The organism is Bacillus sp. ISL-7 (genome assembly GCF_018613065.1).
In genome coordinates this window covers 1-19,119 of the sequence record NZ_JAGGQW010000112.1, presented here as the reverse complement: position 1 = coordinate 19,119, position 19,119 = coordinate 1, and the positions used below count along the sequence as shown (strand labels likewise).

Here is a 19,119-nt window from a genome sequence, read left to right as displayed (position 1 = left end):
TATTTGGACTGGGGATTCAAGGAGCCATAACGATATTCGCAGTCAATCTAAAACGGATTATAAAGCTTCTAAATGAAAAGGAATAAGAATAGCCAAGGGGAACAAGCAACTTTATCTTCTATTTCGGAAGAAAGTTGCTTTTTTTGTCTTTTGTTCAACCATAAAAAATAAAAACGTAAGTTTTTCAGTGCCCTCATGTCGTTCAACCCGGGGACACATTGTTTCAAATTGCACGAAGATTTAACATCATAACGGGTGGGCAAAACAATTATGAGCTAATCAGACAGATTAACCAGCTTCCAACCAATAATTTAAGTCCAGGAATGAAGTTGATTATTCCTTATGCACCTCCGGGGGACCGAGGAATGATTGCGTATACATCCAACCGAGGGGGAAGCTATGATTTATGGCTATATAATCCCGGCAATGGACAGAATTTACAGCTTACCAATGGTTTAGGAGAATCCACTTCGATTCCTTTTTGGTCCCCCGACAGCAGCAGTATCGCTTTCACAGGACGTAATGGAATTCTTTACGTTGTCCAAGTAGTTAATGGCTCCATTGCTCGTATTGATCAGTTTGCAGAAGCGGAAGGTCAATATTTAAGTTGGTCCACGGACAGTCAAAAATTAGCCTATTCGAAACAGAATGAAATAATCATGTATCATGTCTTCACACATCAATTCCAGCGAATAAACCAGTCAGGTACAACGGATGTCCAATGGTTTCCGAGTGGGACGGAGCTGCTGTATCAAGCACCCAATGGAGCAGGAATCAGTCAGCTTTTTCGGATTCGAACCGATGGAACCGGAAAGCGTCAAATTACTCAGAACACCGGTGGCCGATTGAATGATGTTCGTCTTTCCCCAAATGGGACATATGTATTGTATACTTCTCCCGGAGCAAGTATTTCCATAATTTATACCCTGGAACTTTCAACTGGAAGAGTAAATGAAGTGAGGGGAGGTCCGCTTGCGAAAAACTATTTTCCGGTATGGCCGCCTGATTCATCATCCATCGCCTACAGTGCTACAGCTTTTGAAAACGTGGGCTATTTTTCTCAGATTCGATTAACAGGAAGGGGGGGAGAGAACGATCGAACAATAGCGATTTCGAATTGCTTTGCCACTCCCATAACATGGTCCCCGGATGGCAGGAAATTGGCATATCTTTCAGGTTGTAAAAACCAAGGAGCTGCGAACGAATTGTGGTTAATCGACGTATTGCATCCTGTTCCAATCAGGTTAATTGAAGGGGTATTAATTAGATCTTTGCAATGGTCCCCGAGACCCATTTCTCCGCTGAGAAGGACCTATGCGAATAAAGTCTATAACGTACAATTTCGATATCCGGCTCATTGGCAAAAAGTAACGGATGAAAGATATGAAGGACCAGACGGCTTCGTCCAAATTTCAGCGATTTCCTCAGAAGAACCGATTAATACTGTATGCCACAATGAAGCCTTCCACCAACTACTACCATACGGATCTCAACCTCGCATAATTCAAACACATGAGTCATGCCTCATTTTTCCATCTGAGGACCAACCGCAAGAGATGAGAGGGCAGGCTGCACTGATTATTCGATATCCAAAACCGATTCAACTCGCGGGAGCCACTTACAATTACTTAATATTGTGGGCAGATCAGAGCCACTTAAATGAGATAAGTTCAACCATTACATTTTTGGTGTTGAAAAAATTGTACTGAAAGACTAAAAAAGCCGGGAGAAATCTTCCGGCTTTAAATGATTTATCCATTTTTTTTAAAAAACTTTAATCGGCAATATTTTTAATAGGATAGATCCAATCACTCTATTAAGCCATATAAAAGTATTCACTGAATTAATAGAATATTTTATTTATTTATCTCTTGCCAATTCTCTGAAAATTGCATATAATTAATTTTACCACTACTAGTAACTTGTTATCCTCGCAGAAGTGTTTGCTACTAGATAAAATAAAAAATGAGTGCCCCACGTGTTTCGGGACACTCTTCTAATGTAAAAGAAATTCCTCATTGATTAGACTTTCACTATAATTAGTTAGATCGTTCTTCTAACCAGTCGGAAATGGTTGGATAAGTTATTTTTGTTGCTTGACTGCCATAAGTAATGGAGGTATGCCCGACAGGTAAAACTTTAAATTGTTTATCTTCACTAGAAATCTTGCTCATCAATGCTTCAACTTGATGCGGTGGGGCAATGAGGTCGTTTTTCCCAGCTAAGTTGAGCACATTTGCCTTGATATTTTCCAGTTTTACCTTTTGACCACGAATAACCATTTCACCTTTTATCAGTTTGTTTTTTTGATAAAAGTCTCTAATCCACTGACGGTAGGCTTCACCAGGGAATAAAATTCCGTCGTTTAACCATTTTCGCAGTAATTTAAAGCTCTTTATGAAATTTTCATTGTCAGCACGCTCAACAAGACTAATAAATGGTCCAAAGTTGGTTCCAATTGGATTGATCATTTTGTTTCCAAAGTCAATCATTTCTGGTGGAATCACACCAAGGGTTTCTACCACTTTATCAATATTAAAATATCGCTCATCTAACATCGCACCATATGCGCCGCTATTTTCAAAATCAAAAGGACTAGTCATAAAGACGAGGTTGCGGATTGGCAATTCAGGGTGTAATGCTGCAAATGCAGACGTGATCGTTCCACCCATGCAATAACCAAGGATCGATACTTCCTCAACATTAGATCTTCTCATTACTTTACGAACGGCACGTGGTATATAGTCCATAATATAATCATCCAGTTTCATATGTCTATCTTCGTAACCTGGTGTACCCCAGTCAAGAAGGTAAACATCAAACCCACGTTCAACCATAAATTCTATTAAACTACCACCTTTGGTAAGGTCCAATATATAAGGCTTATTAATTAGAGCATAAACAAATAGAAGTGGGGTTCTATGTTTTTTTGGTTGATCAGATATATACCGATAGAGTTTTGCTTTATTTCTAGTCCAAACTAATTCCTTCGGTGTAGGTGCTACTTCGGGCTCGGCATCGGTCGTTAACACTTGAGATGCCCTAATTACACGTTGGTACATCTCTTGATACTTTTGAGGGGTAGCCTCTAGCATCTCATTCCATTCTTTTAGCATTTGAGCGTTAATAACTGTTCACTCCTTATATGATTTATTTACTCTTTTAATATATAAAGAAGGTTGTACATTCATGACACTTACATGTAAAGTCCACCGTTTATATTTAATTGCTGACCAGTAATATAGTCACCATCTTTACATAGGAAAACAACTCCACGAGCGATTTCTTCTGGTTTGCCTAGGCGTTTTTGTGGTACTTTATCAACGATTCCTGCAAGAACTTTTTCAGGAATGGCTTGGACCATCTCGGTTCCAATAAATCCTGGGCAAATCGCATTAACTGTTACTTTACTTCTAGCAAGTTCAAGAGCGAGAGATTTAGTGTATCCAATTAGTCCTGCTTTTGCGGCAGCATAGTTGGTTTGTCCAAACCCGCCTGCTTGACCAATAATGGACGAAATGTTGATGATGCGGCCAGCATCTGATTCAAGAAGATAAGGTAATGCTGCAGATGTATTGTTGTAAACACTGTTTAAATTAACATCAATTACTTTTCTCCAATCTTCTTCTTTCAATTTTTTGAACGTGCTGTCTCTTGTAATTCCTGCATTATTAATCAGGATATCTAATTTACCATAATGGTTGATGGTTTCTTGTACAAGGTATGCTGCTTCATTACTTTCAGAAACATCTGCTTGAACAGCGTAAGCTTCTCCGCCAATTTCATTTATTTCTGCTACTACTTTATCTGCTAGTTCTTTACGAATATTATAGTTAATGACAACTTTCGCACCATTTTTAGCCAGTTCCAATGCAATTGATGCACCGATTCCTCTGCTGCCGCCTGTTACGATTGCTACTTTATCTTTTAATTCTGTCATTCTTTTCCACTCCCAATATATAGTAGTTGTTGTTGTAGTTGTTGTTATGCCAAAAGTTTTACATTTACATTTACATTTATGTAATGCGTTTCTATTTCTTGGTTTCTACTGGTGTTTTTAACACATTAAGGATTTGGTTCAATTTTTGATCTAAATTCTTCATATCCTTTTTTAAATTCGACAATTCTGTTTTAAATGACTCTTGGTCTTGGTTATCCAAGTTCTCTTCTAATCTTTCTTCTAAATCATCTACTTTTGCATCGACATTGACAATCAGCGAAGAAATGTTAGCAATGTCATTTCGAGTTGGTACATTCATAAATTCTAAATATTTTACCGTTGACTCATCAATCATTTTTTTTAATTGAAGATTCATCTCCAATACCTGTCCCATGCCTTGAGAAGGGAAATCATTACTTACTTTCTCATCGAATAACTTACTGGAGTGTGAATAAAGATCCTTCCACATTTCATAAAAATTAAAGTCTGTGCTCATTTTTTTCCTCCTACATTTGTTTTGTTGACCTATCCATCATACTAACTTCATCGAAATTTTAAAAGGTGAAAGATTAAAAATTATTAAAATACATTTCATCATTTTTTGACAAATTTCTCACTTTCTTGCGAATTGTAAAGTATTTTAACAAGAGTGATAATTAGCAATAATCCATCATAATATGGGTAAAAATGGATTTAATTTTGTCCAAAGCCTAGTTTCATCGCCACTTTTTTGTTTTGGATTTCTTTTCTCATTTGCCTAGGGATGCTGTTGTTGTGCAAAGGTCTATTCTGAAAAGAAAAAAACGAGGTGATTTATTTTGGAGTTTAGTAAAAAGGTTGTGTTAATTACAGGTGGTGCACAGGGGATTGGAAAAGAAACGGCTAAACAATTTCTCCAAGAGGGTGCAAACGTCGTCATCTGTGATTATGATGAGTCGGCTGGTAAATCTGCATTAGAAGAATTGAATCATGAAAAAGTAGAATTTTATAAAGTCGATGTAACGGACAGCACTCAGATAGAAGAAATGGTTCAATCCACAATTGGTAAGCATGGCCGAATCGATATCTTAATTAACAATGCCGGAATTACACTGGATGGTTTTTTAACAAAGATGGAGGAATCGGATTGGGAAAGAGTCATTTCTGTCAATCTATCAGGTGTTTTTAAATGCACAAAAGCTGTAGCTCCTAATATGTTAAAGCAGGGGTCGGGCGTTATTCTTAACGCATCTTCCGTCGTTGGTTTATATGGGAATATTGGTCAAACAAATTATGCCGCGACAAAGGCGGGCGTCATTGGGCTGACGAAAAGCTGGGCAAAAGAATTTGGCCCTAAGGGGATCCGAGTCAATGCAGTTGCTCCAGGTTTCATTGAAACAGGTATGACTGCAGCGGTGCCAGATAAGGTGCTTCAATTTATGAAGGAAAAGACTCCGCTTAGGAAGCTTGGCAAACCAGAAGATATTGCCGCAGCATATGTATTCTTGGCTTCGGATAAGGCGAATTATATTAACGGAACCATCTTAAGTGTGGATGGCGGATTAGTTATTTAGACAATATAGCTGCAAATTGAGGGAGAAAATAATTATTTTCTCTCTTTTTGGTTTATTATGGTAACCACTATTACTAAATTGCTATATTACAATATATGGAGGTTCGGTCATAATCTTTTCGTTCATTTATTTGTTCAAATGCCAAGTTAGGATAAACTCGAAAATTGTTCTACAAAACATGTCAATTTACACGAAAGTTCGACATAATTTTTTTGCCTGTTTTATTAATATTTTCAATCGATGTAATTACACCTTTTACTTTGCCAATAGTGGATTTTCTAGGCCTTTTTTAAAGGGGATAAACGTTGAATATGTCAGGTTAAGATCTTAATTTTTTTATAGCGATAAATAAAAAAACTCTGAATTTGTCGAATAGTTTGTCACGAAAAATACCGCGAAATGTAGTAAAATTTGTGAGGAATTATTATTTGAATACATAAATCACTTTTTGGGGGAAATCAGAATGACTGTAAATGAAGTTGTAATTGTAAGCGCAGTAAGGACAGCAATTGGTAGTTTTTTAGGGAGTTTAGAAAATGTTTCGGCTGTACAGTTAGGTTCTACTGTAATTAAAGCAGCTATTCAAAAAGCTGGAATTAATCCTAATGATGTAGATGAAGTGATTATGGGGAATGTTTTACAAGCAGGAGCTGGACAAAATCCTGCAAGACAAGCTTCTCTTGCTGCAGGTATTCCTCAAGAGGCACCAGCATTGACAATTAATAAGGTCTGTGGATCAGGATTAAAGGCTGTTCACTTGGCAACACAAGCGATTCTAGCTGGAGAGGCAGAAGTGGTTGTTGCAGGCGGTATGGAGAATATGAGTCAAGCTCCACATCTGTTAAAAGGCGGACGAAATGGATTTAAAATGGGCGATCAGAAAATTTTAGACAGTATGATTAAAGACGGATTATGGTGTGCAGAAAATGACTATCATATGGGAATTACAGCTGAAAATCTTGCTGAGAAATATGAAATCACACGTGCTGAACAAGATGAATTTGCAGCGTGGAGTCAGCAAAAGGCACAAGCAGCGATTGAATCCAATCGATTTGCTGATGAAATTGTCCCTGTTGAGGTACCTGGCCGTAAAGGACAAGTGACATTATTCAGCCAAGATGAGTTCCCACGGTTTGGAACGACTGCAGAAGGATTGGGTAAGCTTCGTCCTGCATTCAAAAAGGATGGATCTGTTACTGCTGCTAACTCTTCAGGAATTAACGATGGAGCGGCAGCATTTGTAGTGATGAGCCGTAAAAAGGCAGAGGAATTAGGCGTAACCCCTCTAGTAACAATTAAAGCAAACGCTACTGTAGGTGTGGATCCGAGTATTATGGGAATCGGTCCTGTCCCTGCAGTGAAAAAAGCTCTAAAAACAGCGTCTTTATCTTTAGAAGACATTGAATTAATTGAAGCAAACGAAGCATTTGCGGCACAATCGATTGCTGTAGATCGCGAGCTTCAATTTAATAAAGAAAAGTTAAATGTTAATGGTGGTGCGATTGCACTTGGTCACCCAATCGGTGCAAGCGGAGCAAGAATTTTGGTAACTTTAATTCATGAAATGAAGAAAAGAGAAAACCGCTATGGTTTAGCTACGTTATGTGTCGGTGGAGGACAAGGTGTAGCAACCATTATCGAAAATGTTAAGTAAGAATGAATAAAAATTGTAAAAAATGTCTTGGAGATAACTCCGAGGCATTTTTTTTCGAGGTAATTTTTACCTTAAATAAAAATAAAATGCATGGTGATGATATAGAAGTAATTTAAAACAACGGCTGTGTTAAAGGTAAAGATGATATTGTAACCTTGTTGATTGGAGCGGAGGACGCGAGACTTCTCCGGGAACGGGACAGGGGAGACCCCACAGGAGCTTTAGTGCCGAGGAGGCTCCCCGAACCCGCCCGCGGAAAGCGATGCGCCCGGAGCGGAAATCAACAAACTAGTTTAACACAGCCATAACAAAAGGAGAGAAACTCATGCCACAAATTGATGTAAATCAACTAAACCAAGCAAAAGCAAATGTAGCACTAACAGAAGAATTGTTAACAAAAGCAATTGAAAAAGCAAATTCCGATCCTACTCTCGCCCAGGAAGCGATGAAACAGGCATCAAACGAAATTTCGTCTGCTTTAACGGCCGTAACACAAGTACAAAACACATCTAAAGCCCAATCGACAGAATGATGAAATAGTTTTATCAAATATTGCTGTGTAAAATAGTTGTCCCATGCACTAGATACCTGATAAATCAAAGAACACCCCATAGAAATGGGGCGTTCTTTGTCAATAAGACTGAAATCATCCCTCGATTTCAGTATGTTGAAATCCGTTTTTGGTGGCATACACTTCATACCATTTGTAATTTGGGGTTTTGAACCATTCGTACTGCGGCAAATAAACCAAATAACTTACATTGCCATCGGCATCAAACATTGTTTTAAATATTTTTACTGGTCCAATACCAAATGTTTGATCTAAATAACCTTCCATGCCATCTCTGACTATATTTTTTTTACCTTCCTTTTCTTGTTATGCAGCCTCATCAGCCCATCAATAAAAAGACTCAATAAGATTAGAGTAATAGTAATTAAAACGAAAATTAGTAAATTGAACAAAAGAACAACCTCCTAAACTATTATGTATAGATTTCGATAAATAAATAGACTATGCCTCTTTTCTATTAAAGATTCACTACGATTGTACATCCGATTGTTAAAAGAAGATGTGATGAAAAATACATATAAGCGACTTTCTTAAGAATTATTCGACTGTAATAAAGGAAAAAATAGATTTATGTCGAATTTTTACAAAACGGCAAAGGCAAATCTATTTAAGGGGGAATTAGATGATATTGGAAGCAGTTATGCTTAAGGTTAGACCAGGAATGGAAGAGGAATATGAGGAAGCATTTCGTCAGGCATCAGAAATCATTACATCTATGAAAGGTTACATATCTCACGAATTACAACGTTGTATAGAAGTTAAAGGGAAATATTTATTATTGGTAAAGTGGGAAACATTAGAAGACCATACAGTTGGGTTTAGGCAATCAAACGAGTATCAAGAATGGAAAAAACAGTTACATCGTTTTTATGACCCATTTCCCACTGTTGAACATTTTGAGAATATTCGACTTTGATAGATGTTATTATTTTTATTCATTCATAATATCAATATAAACATTTCCTCTTGTTCCAACTACAGCATATGGGACATCAATAACAGAAAGATTTCTTTTTATTAACTCAGATATTAACAATCAAAATGAATAAAAGATGTGATAAAATGTTTGAATATTAAAACTACTAAGGGGGTTGAATGTTGATAAATTACAATGGACGGAAATTTGTTTCAGTCGAAAATACAGCTAACGGTGAGGTTTCATTAGAAACATTTTTTGAGTACCAACAAGAAGGAAACATACTTTCAGCAACATATTATGGAGGAGACATTGTAAAAGGAACACTTATTGGAATAGTTGAGGAAAAGGGCAATTTACAGTTTAGGTATAACCATGTTAACTCAAGAAACGAAATAAGAGGCGGTCAATGTCAATCTACCCCAGAAACTCTGCCAGATGGAAGAATTAGATTACATGAGAGATGGAAATGGACAGATACTGACCAAAGTGAGGGAGAATCCATTATTGAAGAAGTTAAATCATTATAAATAATATAAAACAAGTGGTTTTATGAAAAATTCTATTCTAATAGATAATATGCAAAATGAAGATTGGGCTCAAGTTCGAGAAATTTACCAAGAAGGAATTGCAAATGGAATTTAGGAATGAAAGTGAGTATAAACGAAGGATGAGGATTCCGCTCTTTTTAATATTTTCTTGTGGAAAATAGCAGCTAAACTTCCAAAAGAATCCTATATCAATAAATAAGCTTGCAGACTCATCTAAAAGCTAGATTTGTCTGCAAGCATGAGGCTGCCTGCCGGGAAAAGTTGTTTTTCAATCCTTATTTCATACCATTAAAACTTACAGCTATTTGAGCTCCCACCACTGCATTGTTTTTAACTAAAGCAATGTTTGCATCTAGGCTCTTACCATCAGTTAATTCTTTCACCTTACCTAGTAAGAATGGCGTTACATTTTTACCGGATATGTGTTTTTCTTCTGCTTCCTTTAAAGCTGCTTCAATTACATTAGTAATGGTTTTTTCATCCATGGCGAATTCTTCAGGGATTGGGTTGGCAATCACAGCTCCGCCTTTTAGGTTTAAATCCCATTTAACTTTTAGAGTCGAGGCGATTGTTTCCGCATCGTCTGCACGGAAGTTCACTGAGAATTCACTATTACGCGTATAGAAGGCAGGGAGTACATCGGTTTGATAACCAATAACAGGTACGCCTTTTGTTTCAAGATATTCCATTGTTAACCCTAAATCTAGAATCGATTTGGCACCTGCACAAATGACGGCCACGTTTGTTTGCCCGAGTTCTTCTAGGTCTGCAGAGATATCCATGGTAGTCTCTGCACCGCGGTGAGCACCGCCAATACCACCAGTTACGAAGATATTAATTCCTGCAGCCTCGGCACAAATCATCGTTGCGGCTACTGTTGTTGCCCCCAGTTTTTTTGTAGCGAGTAAATAAGCTAAATCACGTCTAGATGCTTTTGCTACATCTGAACTCTTACCGAACATTTCTAGCTCTTCATCGGATAATCCAATTTTAATTTTTCCATCAACGATTGCAATTGTTGCCGGAACAGCGCCATTATCACGGATAATTTGTTCCACTTCACGTGCGGTTTTCACATTTTGTGGGTATGGCATACCATGTGAGATAATTGTAGACTCTAAGGCAACGATTGGTTTTCCTTGTTCCTTGGCGATACGTACTTCTTCAGATAATGTAATGTATTGTTTCATGATAATTCCTCCATGTCTTTTTGTAGTTGTTCTGCTGATAAATCCTGTCTAACTGTATAAGATGATTGCAGTGTTTTAGAAGCATTCATACTCCCAGCTTTAGCAATTTCGACCAACGATTTACCTTCTAACCAAGAGTATATAACAGCAGAGGAAAAAGCGTCTCCCGCACCCGTTACATCGACGACTTCATTAATGTCAATAGAAGGTACATGAAAAATTCCTTCTTTTTTATTACCTATCATCGAGCCTTGTTTTCCATTAGTAATAACCACATTGGCTATCCCTAGTGCCAGCCATTTTTCTAATGCATTCTTCCAATCTTCCTCATTCTTGATTTCAGTTTGGAGGTAAGTTTCAGATTCATCTCGGTTCGTAATGAGCCATGCAACACCTTCTAAATTATCTGGTAATCGATTCATCTTTGGCGATGAAACGGGTATTAACACAATCGGTAAATCATGGCTATTTGCGAAATGACATAAGAATTGAATCGTTTCTTTCGGACAGTTTAAATCGACCATAATACATTTGGCATGACTTAATTGTACGTCATGTTTAAGCAGTAAATCAGGTGTGATGGCCTCATACACTTCCATATCCGCTAACGCAATAACTAATTCTCCGCTAGAGTCTAAAACAGCCGTGTAGGAACCTGTTGATTTTTCAGGAAATTGGGTCACGGTTTCTAAGTTCATGTAGAGAGAGGATGAATCTTCAATGACCGACCAGTCCTTATCGGCGCCGCATGTAGAAATAAGTGATACTTCCATTCCAAGTCGCCCTAGATTTTCAGCGATATTCCGGGCAACCCCGCCGGCATTCTGAGTGGCGTAAATTGGATTGGAAGTACCTAACTGGGCTTTGTCCTTGATATGGAATTTACGGTCAATATTAGCCCCGCCTATACAAATAACCTGTTGTGATTCACTAAGAATATAAGCTCTGCCTAGAATATTACCTTTTTTAATTAAGCCAGAAATAATATTTGCAATGGAAGGCCTGGATAAGCCTAATATTTCAGCCAGTTCTTGCTGAGAAACATAGGGGTTCTTACGTATTAAATCGATAATCAATTGTTCTTTATCATTCATTCTTTCAGGCACAAACTCACCCCATTTAATCTTCCTAATCAGTACGATTACTTTGGACTAAAAGTTTTTAATTCTTTACGTGTTTCAGGAACTTTTACATCACCTGATTTAATCTTTTCAACCCATTCTTTTATGGCAGCTTCAATTTCCGCTTTGTTTGTAGCTTTTGCATTGATAGGGGCTAAGCCAACACCATCTTCTGCTAAACCAAATAGCGCAACTTCGCCGCCCGGGAAATTACCTTCTTTTGTTTTTGTTGCCAGGTCTTTAACAGCTACATCAACACGTTTTAAAGCAGATGTAAGAACCACATCTTTACCCATATCAGCTTGATCGCGGTCTACACCGATAGCCCAAATATCTTTGCCAGGGTCTTTTGCTTTTCGGTCATTTGCTTCTTTGAATAAACCAACACCAGTTCCTCCTGCGGAGTGGAAAATTACGTCCGCACCAGAAGAATACATTTTAGAAGCGATTGTTTGACCAAGTTCTGCCTTGTCAAACGCACCTGCATATTGCACGTCCACTTTTACCTCAGGTTTAGCAGCTTTAACTCCGGCTAAAAAACCAGATTCGAAACGTTCAACCACTGGAATTTCCATGCCGCCAATAAATCCAATATGGTTAGATTTTGTGGTTTTAGCCGCTGCTATTCCTGCAAGGAATCCAGCTTCTTGCTCTTTGAATAAAATACTAGCAACGTTAGGCTGCTTTACTTCAGCATCAACGATTGCAAATTTGGAATCTTTTTGCTGGGTTGCAATTTCCTCAACTGCTGCTGGCATCAAGAAGCCGATCGCATAAACTAAGTCAAATCCTTCACGAGCAAGTTTATTTAAGTTTGTTGTATAATCGGCATCCGATTTGGATTGAAGGTAATCGTAACCGCCTATACCTTTTTTCAAACCGTTTTCTTCACCAAAACTTTTTAGACCTTCCCAAGATGATTGGTTAAATGATTTGTCATCAACACCCCCGATATCAGTCACCATTGCAGCAGTGAAAGTTTGATCATTCCCACCGCCTTTGGCTGCTTCATCACCTTTGTTGTCATGACTTTTTCCACAAGCGCCTAACAGTGTACCTGCAGCAAGAACAAGTGATAGTGCCATTCCCACTTTTTGTTTTTTCAAAATATGTACCCCCTTATGATGTTTGTTGGTTAAGTAAAACGGCCTTATAAACTTTTGTTTAAAGGATAAACTTATGTTTGAATTATACATCCTGCCAGAAGTTAGGTCAACCTATATGTAAAGGCATTTCATTCAATTGGTAAGAAAATAAGGAGGAATTATTAATGGAAAATTAAAAGCATCATTAAGCGGCACTTATGAAGGACTAATCTCTAGCTTCAGCGGAGACTTATGTCCTTCATAAAGGATAATTGTGCCCGCCACCATAGAAAAAAGGAGTCGACGGTAACAATTAGGGGTTAATCGTGCCAGTCACCATAGAAAAATAGTGTCGTCGGTAAAGATTAATGGTTATCAAAATCCGGTTCATTTAGACCTGAAACGAGTGCGTCTCGAGCGGCAACTAAACTTAGTTTAATGAAAAAGAGCTGCCCGTTAAGTCGATCATTGTCACCGCTTAACAGAATCGCTTGGTCAAGATAGTTAATGGTATCTTCCGTCTTATCTAATGCCAGTGAGATACGGTTGTCGGATAGATGAATAAGGTGTTGGTTATCTTGGCTTTGGGGAACAATAGGGGCATTTGGAAAAACAGGATCACTAGGAAAATGAGTATCGAAAGGTAAAGCTTTCATGGCAAGATAAGCCTCTGTTAGATTATCGACGACATCTTGGTAGAATTGTATTTTAATTGGATTTGGTGGTAAAGGAAATGCGGACATTTCTAAAAAAAGGATTAAGGCACTATCGGCAAATCGAATGGCCTGTACCGTGTAAGCCAAGGCTGTTCTAACATTTGAAACTAAGTTAGAATACATTCATTTCACTCCCAAACTGTTGAATTGTTTTAGTGTATGTAATTAAGACGAGCCCGTAAAGGACACTTTGGTAATTTTATTTGATCGAATTATTGATATAATTAATTAGGTTGGAGGAATGATAGATATGTTAAAAATTCGAAACGTAAAAATGGAAGATTTACCTGAACTAATAGTAATTGAACATCTTTGCTTTACAAAAGAAGAGGCTGCGACGAAGGAAGCATTTGAAAAACGCATTCAATTTATTTCAGATAGTTTTTTTGTAGCTGAAGAGGAGGGGGTGATTGCTGGTCTTGTTAATGGTCCTGTCATTAATCAAGCACACATTACAGATGACCTCTTTAGTGATATAAAGGAGAATCCTGTGTCTGGCGGGCATCAAAGTATTTTAGGATTAGCGGTGTCCCAGTATTTTCAAAAACGTGGTGTGGCATCAGCGTTACTTACATATATAGAAACAGAAGCAAGTGCAAAAAAACGTGAGACGATGACTCTCACCTGTAAAGCTGACTTAATTCGCTTCTATGAAAACCATGGATACCTCAACAATGGGGTTTCAAGCTCCCACCATGGCGGAGTGATTTGGTACAACATGAGTAAAAAGTTAGTGTGAATGTTTGGGTGGTTTTATTAACCATATAGAAAAAAACTTACAGATAAAAGGCATGAAAAAAGACGATTCGAGACAGAATCGTCTTTTTGATTAGGATAAATTTATACATTAACCTTGGCTTTTCCGTGATCAGTACCTTTGTTGCTCATTTTTCTAGCAAAAAGTAAAAATATATAATCGCATTCAAAGGTAGGGATGTTTTTGGTTCATTAATTTCAGGGCTATACATACATATAAAGTAGGATGTGAGAAAAGGGATAACATCAATTGGGTGAATGAGGGACAAGCACCGGAAGTATAGAATTTGAACTGAGAAGCTAGAAGTAAAAAAAGTGTTGGAAAGGGAGAAAAAATGGAATTTCTACAGGAAATTATCAATAGCTATAGTTCATTTTTTTCACTAGAAGCTTTTGAAAAGGTATTTTCTAATCCAGCTAGTTGGGGAGTCATTGGGACACTCGTTGTTCTTGAAGGGTTATTATCTGCCGATAACGCCCTTGTTTTAGCTATTTTAGTGAAAAAATTACCTAAAGATCAACGAAAGAAAGCCCTATTCTACGGTATTTTTGGTGCGTATTTTTTCCGAATTTTAGCAATAGGTGTAGGAGTTACTTTAATTAATATTGGTTGGATAAAAATTGTCGGTGGTCATTACTTACTTTGGATTGTCATTCAAAACTTTATCAAGAATAATGAAGGCGAAGATGAAGTCCCGAATAAAAAAATGGGATTTTGGAGAACGGTGTTAACGGTTGAGTTAATGGACATTGCCTTTAGTTTGGACAGTGTAATTGCGGCATTTGGAGTTTCTAATCAAGAGTGGGTCCTCTTTCTAGGTGGTGTGATCGGGATTTTAATGATGCGAGGGGTAGCTCAACTATTTCTAACATTGATTGAAAAGGTTCCTGAAGTGGAAACTACCGCGTTTATCTTAATTGCGATAATCGCGATAAAAATGATCATTTCTGCATTTGGATACCAATTAGATGAATTTGTTTTCTTTTCCATATTAATTGCGGTATTCTCAGGTACATTCCTAGTTCATGCAGTCAGGAAAAATTCCGGAAAAGAAAAAACCCTTTAATTTAAAATAATCAAGCTCAAAAGATCAGGAATCCTGGTCTTTTTTTAGTGGTAGAAAGAAAAGCTATTATTTCATAGAATCCATGTATTTCTGTATACAAATATTTCGAAAGTGAAAATAAATGAACAGTATGTTATTATTAACCAAAATAAAATGATCATTGGTAAGGAAGAAAATGGTACTAATTTGATCAAACATTGGAGATGGAATGCATGCTAAACTGGAAGCGGAATTTATGGGTACTTTGGATTGGGGTCTTCTTTACAGCCGCAAGCTTTTCCATGGTCATTCCCTTTTTACCAATTTTTCTTCTGCAAATAGGTGTGCACGAACATACGGAAATGTGGTCAGGATTATTATTTAGTTCCGCCTTTTTTGCAGGAGCGATTGCATCCCCGTTTTGGGGGAGGATGGCAGATAAGTACGGAAGAAAACCGATGATTATTCGTGCAGGATTTGTCCTCTTTGTCATCTATACGTTAATGGCTTTTGTTACAAATCCCTATGAAATATTAGTTCTGCGCATTTTGCAAGGATTACTTAGTGGATTCATTCCTGGTTCAATCGCTTTGATAGGGACCAATACTCCTAATAATAAAGTAGGGTATGCCCTTTCCTTGATTTCTACCGCATCAGCATCAGGAACGATTCTTGGTCCCTTGTTAGGAGGAGGAATTTCTCATTTAGTCGGTAATCGCTTGGCCTTTGCTACTGCAGGCATGATTGTTTTTATTGCCACACTCCTCATCATCTTTTGGGTAGTTGAGGAAAATTTTACTCCGAGTAAGGTTCGGGGTTCTATTAAGACTGACTTTAAAGTAGCATTGTCCAATCGCCCTTTTTTACTCGTCCTTATTCTAACTGTTCTCACTAGTTGTTCTGTCATGACGATTGAGCCCGTGCTCCCTTTATATATCGTGAAACTGGGTGGGTCGTCTGAAAATGCCTCATTATTAGCGGGTGTAGTGTTCTCTCTGCCTGGAATCGCTAGTGCTCTTTTTGCTCCATTATGGGGGAAATGGGCGGACAAAGTTGGATTTCAACGTGTTTTATTTATCGGGTTATTGGGCGGCGGATTAGGAACATTTGCTCAAGTTTTATTTAGTGAGATTTGGGGATTTTCGTTCATTCGCTTTGTATTTGGGATATTTTTCTGTGCAGTCTTCCCAGCGTTAAATGGGCTCGTTGTAAAATCGACCCCAGAGGATTTCCGTGGCAGAGCATTTAGTTTGAATCAAACCGCTAACCAACTAGGCGGGATGATAGGGCCGATTATTGGAGGATTCCTCGGTGGAATGTTCCCGGTTCAAAGTGTTTTTATCGTAACAGGTATCTTATTATTAATTGCTACCAGTATGGCTTTTTGGAATGGTAATAATCTAAACAGTAGGGCGCTAAAGAGAAAAGCACTTTCCTGAATGATTCATAGATTATAAGCCCTCTTATCTATTGCGGATGAGAGGGTATTTTGTGTTAAATTAGAAGCATAGAAGATTTATAAATAACTTGTCGCAATAGCTAATTTACATAAAAGGATGTGTAGGAATGTCTAGTGAAATAAAAGAAAATAACACTAATCTTAAAAAATTTAGTGCGGACTGTGAAAATTGTTTTGGACTATGCTGTGTTGCGCTGCCCTATGCAAAATCGGCTGATTTTGCATTTGATAAAGAAGCAGGTACTCCTTGTCCCAATTTACAATCAGATTATCGTTGTGGTATCCATAAAAATCTCAGAAAAGAAGGATTTAGAGGCTGTGTTGGATATGAATGCTTTGGTGCAGGTCAAAAGGTATCACAAGTGACATACTATGGAAGGGATTGGCGGGATGACCCAGCCATAGCTAAAGAAATGTTTAATATATTTCCAATTATGCAACAACTTCACGAGATGCTTTGTTACTTAAATGAAGCGCTTAGCTTAGAAGATGCACAGCCTATCCATAAAGATTTGCAGTCAGTACTAGAAGAAACGGAGCATCTTACCCATCTGAATCCAAAATCTATCATAGAGCTTAATGTACAAGCGCATCGAGTGGTCGTTAATGATTTACTTCTCCGTACTAGTGAACTTGTCCGTGCTAAAGTTTCACCTAAGAATGACATAAGAAGGGGGAAAGACCTTTTTGGTGCAAAATTAAAAGGCGTTGACCTAAGGGGAGCTAATTTAAGAGGAGCGTTGCTAATTGCGGCGGATCTCCGGAAATCTGATATGAGAGTAACAGATCTGATTGGTGCAGACTTTAGAGATGCTGATATACGTGGTGCTGATCTCACCGGAAGTATCTTTCTCACACAAGCACAAGTCAATTCGGCATTGGGAGATAGTACTACCAAATTACCATCTGCTTTAAGAATTCCAGATCATTGGATAAAAGTTGGGTAATAACATGCATTTTGTACGCATATATAAAGACCACCTGAAATGTAAAGGGATACTGCAGGCTTCATGGGAATAAGGAAACACGGTTAATGCTAACCGTGTTTATTTACAATAGAGGTAATTGACTTTTAATTTTATTAGCAGTCGTGATGTTTATTAAGATGCAGTGGAGGTGGGATAAGCCAGCCTTTTTCTTTGTTCAACCGAAGGACTTTTGCTCCTAACACTGCCTTTTGGTTATGGAATTGACCATACATCATGGCAACATCTTCCCGAATGGACTTACCAATAACCTGGCTGCAAGCTACTAAGCCAGCAGCAAGATCAGCAGAAAGTGTCGCTGCAATGGCTGGATCCGGGATTCTTGCTCCAACCGGTATTTCTTCTAAACATGCTTCAGGAGGCTCAGGAGCAGCTGGTGGTAAACCAATACCATTTTCTTTTAAAAGTTCTTCCACTTGTTTCTTTTGTTGCTGGCAGGTTTCAATTGCTTCAACTAATAACTTTTTTAAATCATCGTCCCCTGTATGGTTTAACATCGTTTGATAACCAGCAATCATACTATTTCCAACTAATTGTGAAGACCAGATATCGAAAACTTCACCATAGTGCAATGGTTCTTCTTTAGGATTTCCACTTAAAATTCCCATTGTTGCCCTCCTCAATGTATAAGTTATTTTATTCATATCCAAGTGCCACCTTTCGTTTAAGCACAGCACATATATATATTATCCGATTCATCGAAAATTAATGTGATTCCTTATAAAAGAAGAAATAAATTCTCGTTCGAATCTCCGCATCTTTTTCTGCTGTTTGGTTAAATTAATAGGAACTTTAAGAGTGGTGGTGAAAACATGACTAAACGGAATATAAAAACAAAATCAGGGCTACAAAGTGCAAAAAGTCTAACTAGTTCTGAATTTGCTTCCGAAATGAAACCGCAGAACAAAAAAGCTGAAAAAACCCGGCCAACCACATAGGTTTTATATAAATATTCAGTTTGAGTAAGCGCTAGAGATTTCCTCTAGCGCTTTACAATTGTTTGGATTATTTTAATTTTAGGTCATGGAATATACGGTTCGGTTTTAGCAAAAACAGGATCTTAATTGGTCTCATTTGGAAAACATTTCTATTGAAGTGATCGTAAAGAGGATGTTATCATATGAAATTTCCCTTTTGAGGCGGTCAAAAATATTAAATTTTTATTGACACTGATGAGGAAAATGTGATATATTATTTGTTCACTTTTTGAAAACACTATTTATAAGCTCTTTATTAGAATCAATCTTTTAAAAATGGATATATTTTTTTAATTGATAAATTAATGAAAATGCGATATAATAGATTTTATCGCTTCTTTAATAAGCGATTTTGTTCTTTGAAAACTAAACAAACAAAGACGTGTAAACAAACAATAACTAATAGCTTCATTTATTGAAGCAAAGCCATCGTAACAAATGAGCGAATCAACTTTCTTGGAGAGTTTGATCCTGGCTCAGGACGAACGCTGGCGGCGTGCCTAATACATGCAAGTCGAGCGAACCTGCAGGAGCTTGCTCCTGTTGGTTAGCGGCGGACGGGTGAGTAACACGTGGGCAACCTGCCTGTAAGACTGGG

General features: G+C 37.7%; 20 protein-coding genes and 1 rRNA gene. 12 read left to right on the top strand and 9 right to left on the bottom strand.

Going from position 1 to position 19,119, the window contains the following annotated elements; genetic code table 11:
• The first annotated feature begins 218 nt into the window (after window positions 1-218).
• Entirely contained in the window at window positions 219-1,709 is a 1,491-nt protein-coding gene (locus tag J7E66_RS31500) for a LysM peptidoglycan-binding domain-containing protein (RefSeq protein WP_251033234.1), read from the top strand.
• 330 nt (window positions 1,710-2,039) lie between these two features.
• On the opposite strand, the gene phaC is transcribed toward J7E66_RS31500, so the two are convergent.
• The 3 genes from phaC to J7E66_RS31485 form a co-directional block, all read right to left on the bottom strand.
• On the bottom strand, window positions 2,040-3,116 hold the full coding sequence (gene phaC, locus J7E66_RS31495; RefSeq protein ID WP_215008019.1) for a class III poly(R)-hydroxyalkanoic acid synthase subunit PhaC: 1,077 nt from the start codon (window positions 3,114-3,116) through the stop codon (window positions 2,040-2,042).
• Between the two features lie 80 nt (window positions 3,117-3,196).
• Window positions 3,197-3,940 (bottom strand): 3-oxoacyl-ACP reductase, encoded by a 744-nt coding sequence (locus tag J7E66_RS31490; protein WP_215008016.1) that lies wholly within the window; start codon window positions 3,938-3,940, stop codon window positions 3,197-3,199.
• A 91-nt stretch (window positions 3,941-4,031) separates the two neighbouring features.
• Window positions 4,032-4,436 carry a polyhydroxyalkanoic acid synthase subunit PhaR gene (locus tag J7E66_RS31485; protein ID WP_168244181.1) on the bottom strand — a complete coding sequence of 135 codons (405 nt, stop codon included), beginning with the start codon at window positions 4,434-4,436 and terminating at the stop codon, window positions 4,032-4,034.
• Between the two features lie 322 nt (window positions 4,437-4,758).
• Here J7E66_RS31485 and fabG point away from each other — a divergent pair, with 322 nt between their 5' ends.
• The 3 genes from fabG to J7E66_RS31470 all read left to right on the top strand — a co-directional run bounded on the left by fabG (window position 4,759) and on the right by J7E66_RS31470 (window position 7,679).
• Window positions 4,759-5,493: a 3-oxoacyl-[acyl-carrier-protein] reductase gene (fabG, locus tag J7E66_RS31480; RefSeq protein ID WP_215008014.1), complete on the top strand. Its 735-nt coding sequence runs from the start codon at window positions 4,759-4,761 to the stop codon at window positions 5,491-5,493.
• 463 nt (window positions 5,494-5,956) lie between these two features.
• Entirely contained in the window at window positions 5,957-7,147 is a 1,191-nt protein-coding gene (locus J7E66_RS31475) for an acetyl-CoA C-acetyltransferase (RefSeq protein ID WP_215008012.1), read from the top strand.
• Window positions 7,148-7,472: 325 nt separating this feature from the next.
• Window positions 7,473-7,679: a hypothetical protein gene (locus tag J7E66_RS31470; protein WP_168244179.1), complete on the top strand. Its 207-nt coding sequence runs from the start codon at window positions 7,473-7,475 to the stop codon at window positions 7,677-7,679.
• A gap of 114 nt (window positions 7,680-7,793) precedes the next feature.
• Here the strand turns inward: J7E66_RS31470 and J7E66_RS31465 are convergent, their stop codons facing one another.
• The gene (locus J7E66_RS31465) at window positions 7,794-7,985 is read right to left on the bottom strand and encodes a hypothetical protein (RefSeq protein WP_215008010.1); all 192 of its coding nucleotides are present in this window, start codon (window positions 7,983-7,985) and stop codon (window positions 7,794-7,796) included.
• Window positions 7,986-8,340: 355 nt separating this feature from the next.
• On the opposite strand from J7E66_RS31465, the gene J7E66_RS31460 reads away from it, so the two are divergent.
• Both J7E66_RS31460 and J7E66_RS31455 read left to right on the top strand, forming a co-directional pair.
• Entirely contained in the window at window positions 8,341-8,634 is a 294-nt protein-coding gene (locus J7E66_RS31460; protein WP_215008008.1) for an antibiotic biosynthesis monooxygenase family protein, read from the top strand.
• Window positions 8,635-8,816: 182 nt separating this feature from the next.
• Window positions 8,817-9,164, top strand: coding sequence for an avidin-fold protein (locus J7E66_RS31455; RefSeq protein WP_215008006.1), 348 nt, complete (start codon window positions 8,817-8,819; stop codon window positions 9,162-9,164).
• 296 nt (window positions 9,165-9,460) lie between these two features.
• Here J7E66_RS31455 and J7E66_RS31445 read toward each other — a convergent pair whose 3' ends face one another.
• The 4 genes from J7E66_RS31445 to J7E66_RS31430 form a co-directional block, all read right to left on the bottom strand.
• The gene (locus tag J7E66_RS31445; RefSeq protein WP_214711956.1) at window positions 9,461-10,375 is read right to left on the bottom strand and encodes a pseudouridine-5'-phosphate glycosidase; all 915 of its coding nucleotides are present in this window, start codon (window positions 10,373-10,375) and stop codon (window positions 9,461-9,463) included.
• Window positions 10,372-11,469 carry a carbohydrate kinase gene (locus J7E66_RS31440; RefSeq protein WP_215008022.1) on the bottom strand — a complete coding sequence of 366 codons (1,098 nt, stop codon included), beginning with the start codon at window positions 11,467-11,469 and terminating at the stop codon, window positions 10,372-10,374. The genes J7E66_RS31445 and J7E66_RS31440 overlap by 4 nt, the downstream gene beginning before the upstream one ends.
• Window positions 11,470-11,516: 47 nt before the next feature.
• The gene (locus J7E66_RS31435) at window positions 11,517-12,602 is read right to left on the bottom strand and encodes a BMP family lipoprotein (RefSeq protein ID WP_215008004.1); all 1,086 of its coding nucleotides are present in this window, start codon (window positions 12,600-12,602) and stop codon (window positions 11,517-11,519) included.
• Between the two features lie 344 nt (window positions 12,603-12,946).
• The gene (locus J7E66_RS31430; protein ID WP_215008001.1) at window positions 12,947-13,420 is read right to left on the bottom strand and encodes a hypothetical protein; all 474 of its coding nucleotides are present in this window, start codon (window positions 13,418-13,420) and stop codon (window positions 12,947-12,949) included.
• A 127-nt stretch (window positions 13,421-13,547) separates the two neighbouring features.
• On the opposite strand from J7E66_RS31430, the gene J7E66_RS31425 reads away from it, so the two are divergent.
• The 4 genes from J7E66_RS31425 (at window position 13,548) to J7E66_RS31410 (ending at window position 17,505) form a co-directional block, all read left to right on the top strand.
• Window positions 13,548-14,036, top strand: a complete 489-nt coding sequence (locus J7E66_RS31425; RefSeq protein ID WP_215007998.1) for a GNAT family N-acetyltransferase — start codon at window positions 13,548-13,550, stop codon at window positions 14,034-14,036.
• Window positions 14,037-14,388: 352 nt separating this feature from the next.
• The gene (locus J7E66_RS31420) at window positions 14,389-15,120 is read left to right on the top strand and encodes a DUF475 domain-containing protein (RefSeq protein ID WP_215007995.1); all 732 of its coding nucleotides are present in this window, start codon (window positions 14,389-14,391) and stop codon (window positions 15,118-15,120) included.
• Between the two features lie 212 nt (window positions 15,121-15,332).
• On the top strand, window positions 15,333-16,538 hold the full coding sequence (locus J7E66_RS31415; protein WP_215007992.1) for an MFS transporter: 1,206 nt from the start codon (window positions 15,333-15,335) through the stop codon (window positions 16,536-16,538).
• A gap of 127 nt (window positions 16,539-16,665) precedes the next feature.
• Window positions 16,666-17,505: a pentapeptide repeat-containing protein gene (locus J7E66_RS31410; protein WP_215007989.1), complete on the top strand. Its 840-nt coding sequence runs from the start codon at window positions 16,666-16,668 to the stop codon at window positions 17,503-17,505.
• A gap of 134 nt (window positions 17,506-17,639) precedes the next feature.
• Here J7E66_RS31410 and J7E66_RS31405 read toward each other — a convergent pair whose 3' ends face one another.
• Window positions 17,640-18,152, bottom strand: coding sequence for a DUF3231 family protein (locus tag J7E66_RS31405; RefSeq protein ID WP_168244167.1), 513 nt, complete (start codon window positions 18,150-18,152; stop codon window positions 17,640-17,642).
• Window positions 18,153-18,356: 204 nt separating this feature from the next.
• Between J7E66_RS31405 and J7E66_RS32525 the strand changes: the two genes are divergently transcribed.
• The gene (locus tag J7E66_RS32525) at window positions 18,357-18,482 is read left to right on the top strand and encodes a hypothetical protein (protein ID WP_285289276.1); all 126 of its coding nucleotides are present in this window, start codon (window positions 18,357-18,359) and stop codon (window positions 18,480-18,482) included.
• Between the two features lie 492 nt (window positions 18,483-18,974).
• Window positions 18,975-19,119: ribosomal RNA gene (locus J7E66_RS31400) — 16S ribosomal RNA — on the top strand; the annotation flags it as partial.

Excerpts from the sequence above, each read along its gene's own strand:
- phaC (WP_215008019.1), bottom strand. The coding sequence starts at position 3,116 with ATGCTAAAAGAATGGAATGAGATGCTAGAGGCTACCCCTCAAAAGTAT.
- J7E66_RS31490 (WP_215008016.1), bottom strand. The coding sequence starts at position 3,940 with ATGACAGAATTAAAAGATAAAGTAGCAATCGTAACAGGCGGCAGCAGA.
- J7E66_RS31485 (WP_168244181.1), bottom strand. The coding sequence starts at position 4,436 with ATGAGCACAGACTTTAATTTTTATGAAATGTGGAAGGATCTTTATTCA.
- J7E66_RS31475 (WP_215008012.1), top strand. The coding sequence starts at position 5,957 with ATGACTGTAAATGAAGTTGTAATTGTAAGCGCAGTAAGGACAGCAATT.
- J7E66_RS31470 (WP_168244179.1), top strand. The coding sequence starts at position 7,473 with ATGCCACAAATTGATGTAAATCAACTAAACCAAGCAAAAGCAAATGTA.
- J7E66_RS31465 (WP_215008010.1), bottom strand. The coding sequence starts at position 7,985 with ATGGAAGGTTATTTAGATCAAACATTTGGTATTGGACCAGTAAAAATA.
- J7E66_RS31460 (WP_215008008.1), top strand. The coding sequence starts at position 8,341 with ATGATATTGGAAGCAGTTATGCTTAAGGTTAGACCAGGAATGGAAGAG.
- J7E66_RS31445 (WP_214711956.1), bottom strand. The coding sequence starts at position 10,375 with ATGAAACAATACATTACATTATCTGAAGAAGTACGTATCGCCAAGGAA.
- J7E66_RS31440 (WP_215008022.1), bottom strand. The coding sequence starts at position 11,469 with ATGAATGATAAAGAACAATTGATTATCGATTTAATACGTAAGAACCCC.
- J7E66_RS31430 (WP_215008001.1), bottom strand. The coding sequence starts at position 13,420 with ATGTATTCTAACTTAGTTTCAAATGTTAGAACAGCCTTGGCTTACACG.
- J7E66_RS31425 (WP_215007998.1), top strand. The coding sequence starts at position 13,548 with ATGTTAAAAATTCGAAACGTAAAAATGGAAGATTTACCTGAACTAATA.
- J7E66_RS31420 (WP_215007995.1), top strand. The coding sequence starts at position 14,389 with ATGGAATTTCTACAGGAAATTATCAATAGCTATAGTTCATTTTTTTCA.
- J7E66_RS31415 (WP_215007992.1), top strand. The coding sequence starts at position 15,333 with ATGCTAAACTGGAAGCGGAATTTATGGGTACTTTGGATTGGGGTCTTC.
- J7E66_RS31410 (WP_215007989.1), top strand. The coding sequence starts at position 16,666 with ATGTCTAGTGAAATAAAAGAAAATAACACTAATCTTAAAAAATTTAGT.
- J7E66_RS31405 (WP_168244167.1), bottom strand. The coding sequence starts at position 18,152 with ATGGGAATTTTAAGTGGAAATCCTAAAGAAGAACCATTGCACTATGGT.
- J7E66_RS32525 (WP_285289276.1), top strand. The coding sequence starts at position 18,357 with ATGACTAAACGGAATATAAAAACAAAATCAGGGCTACAAAGTGCAAAA.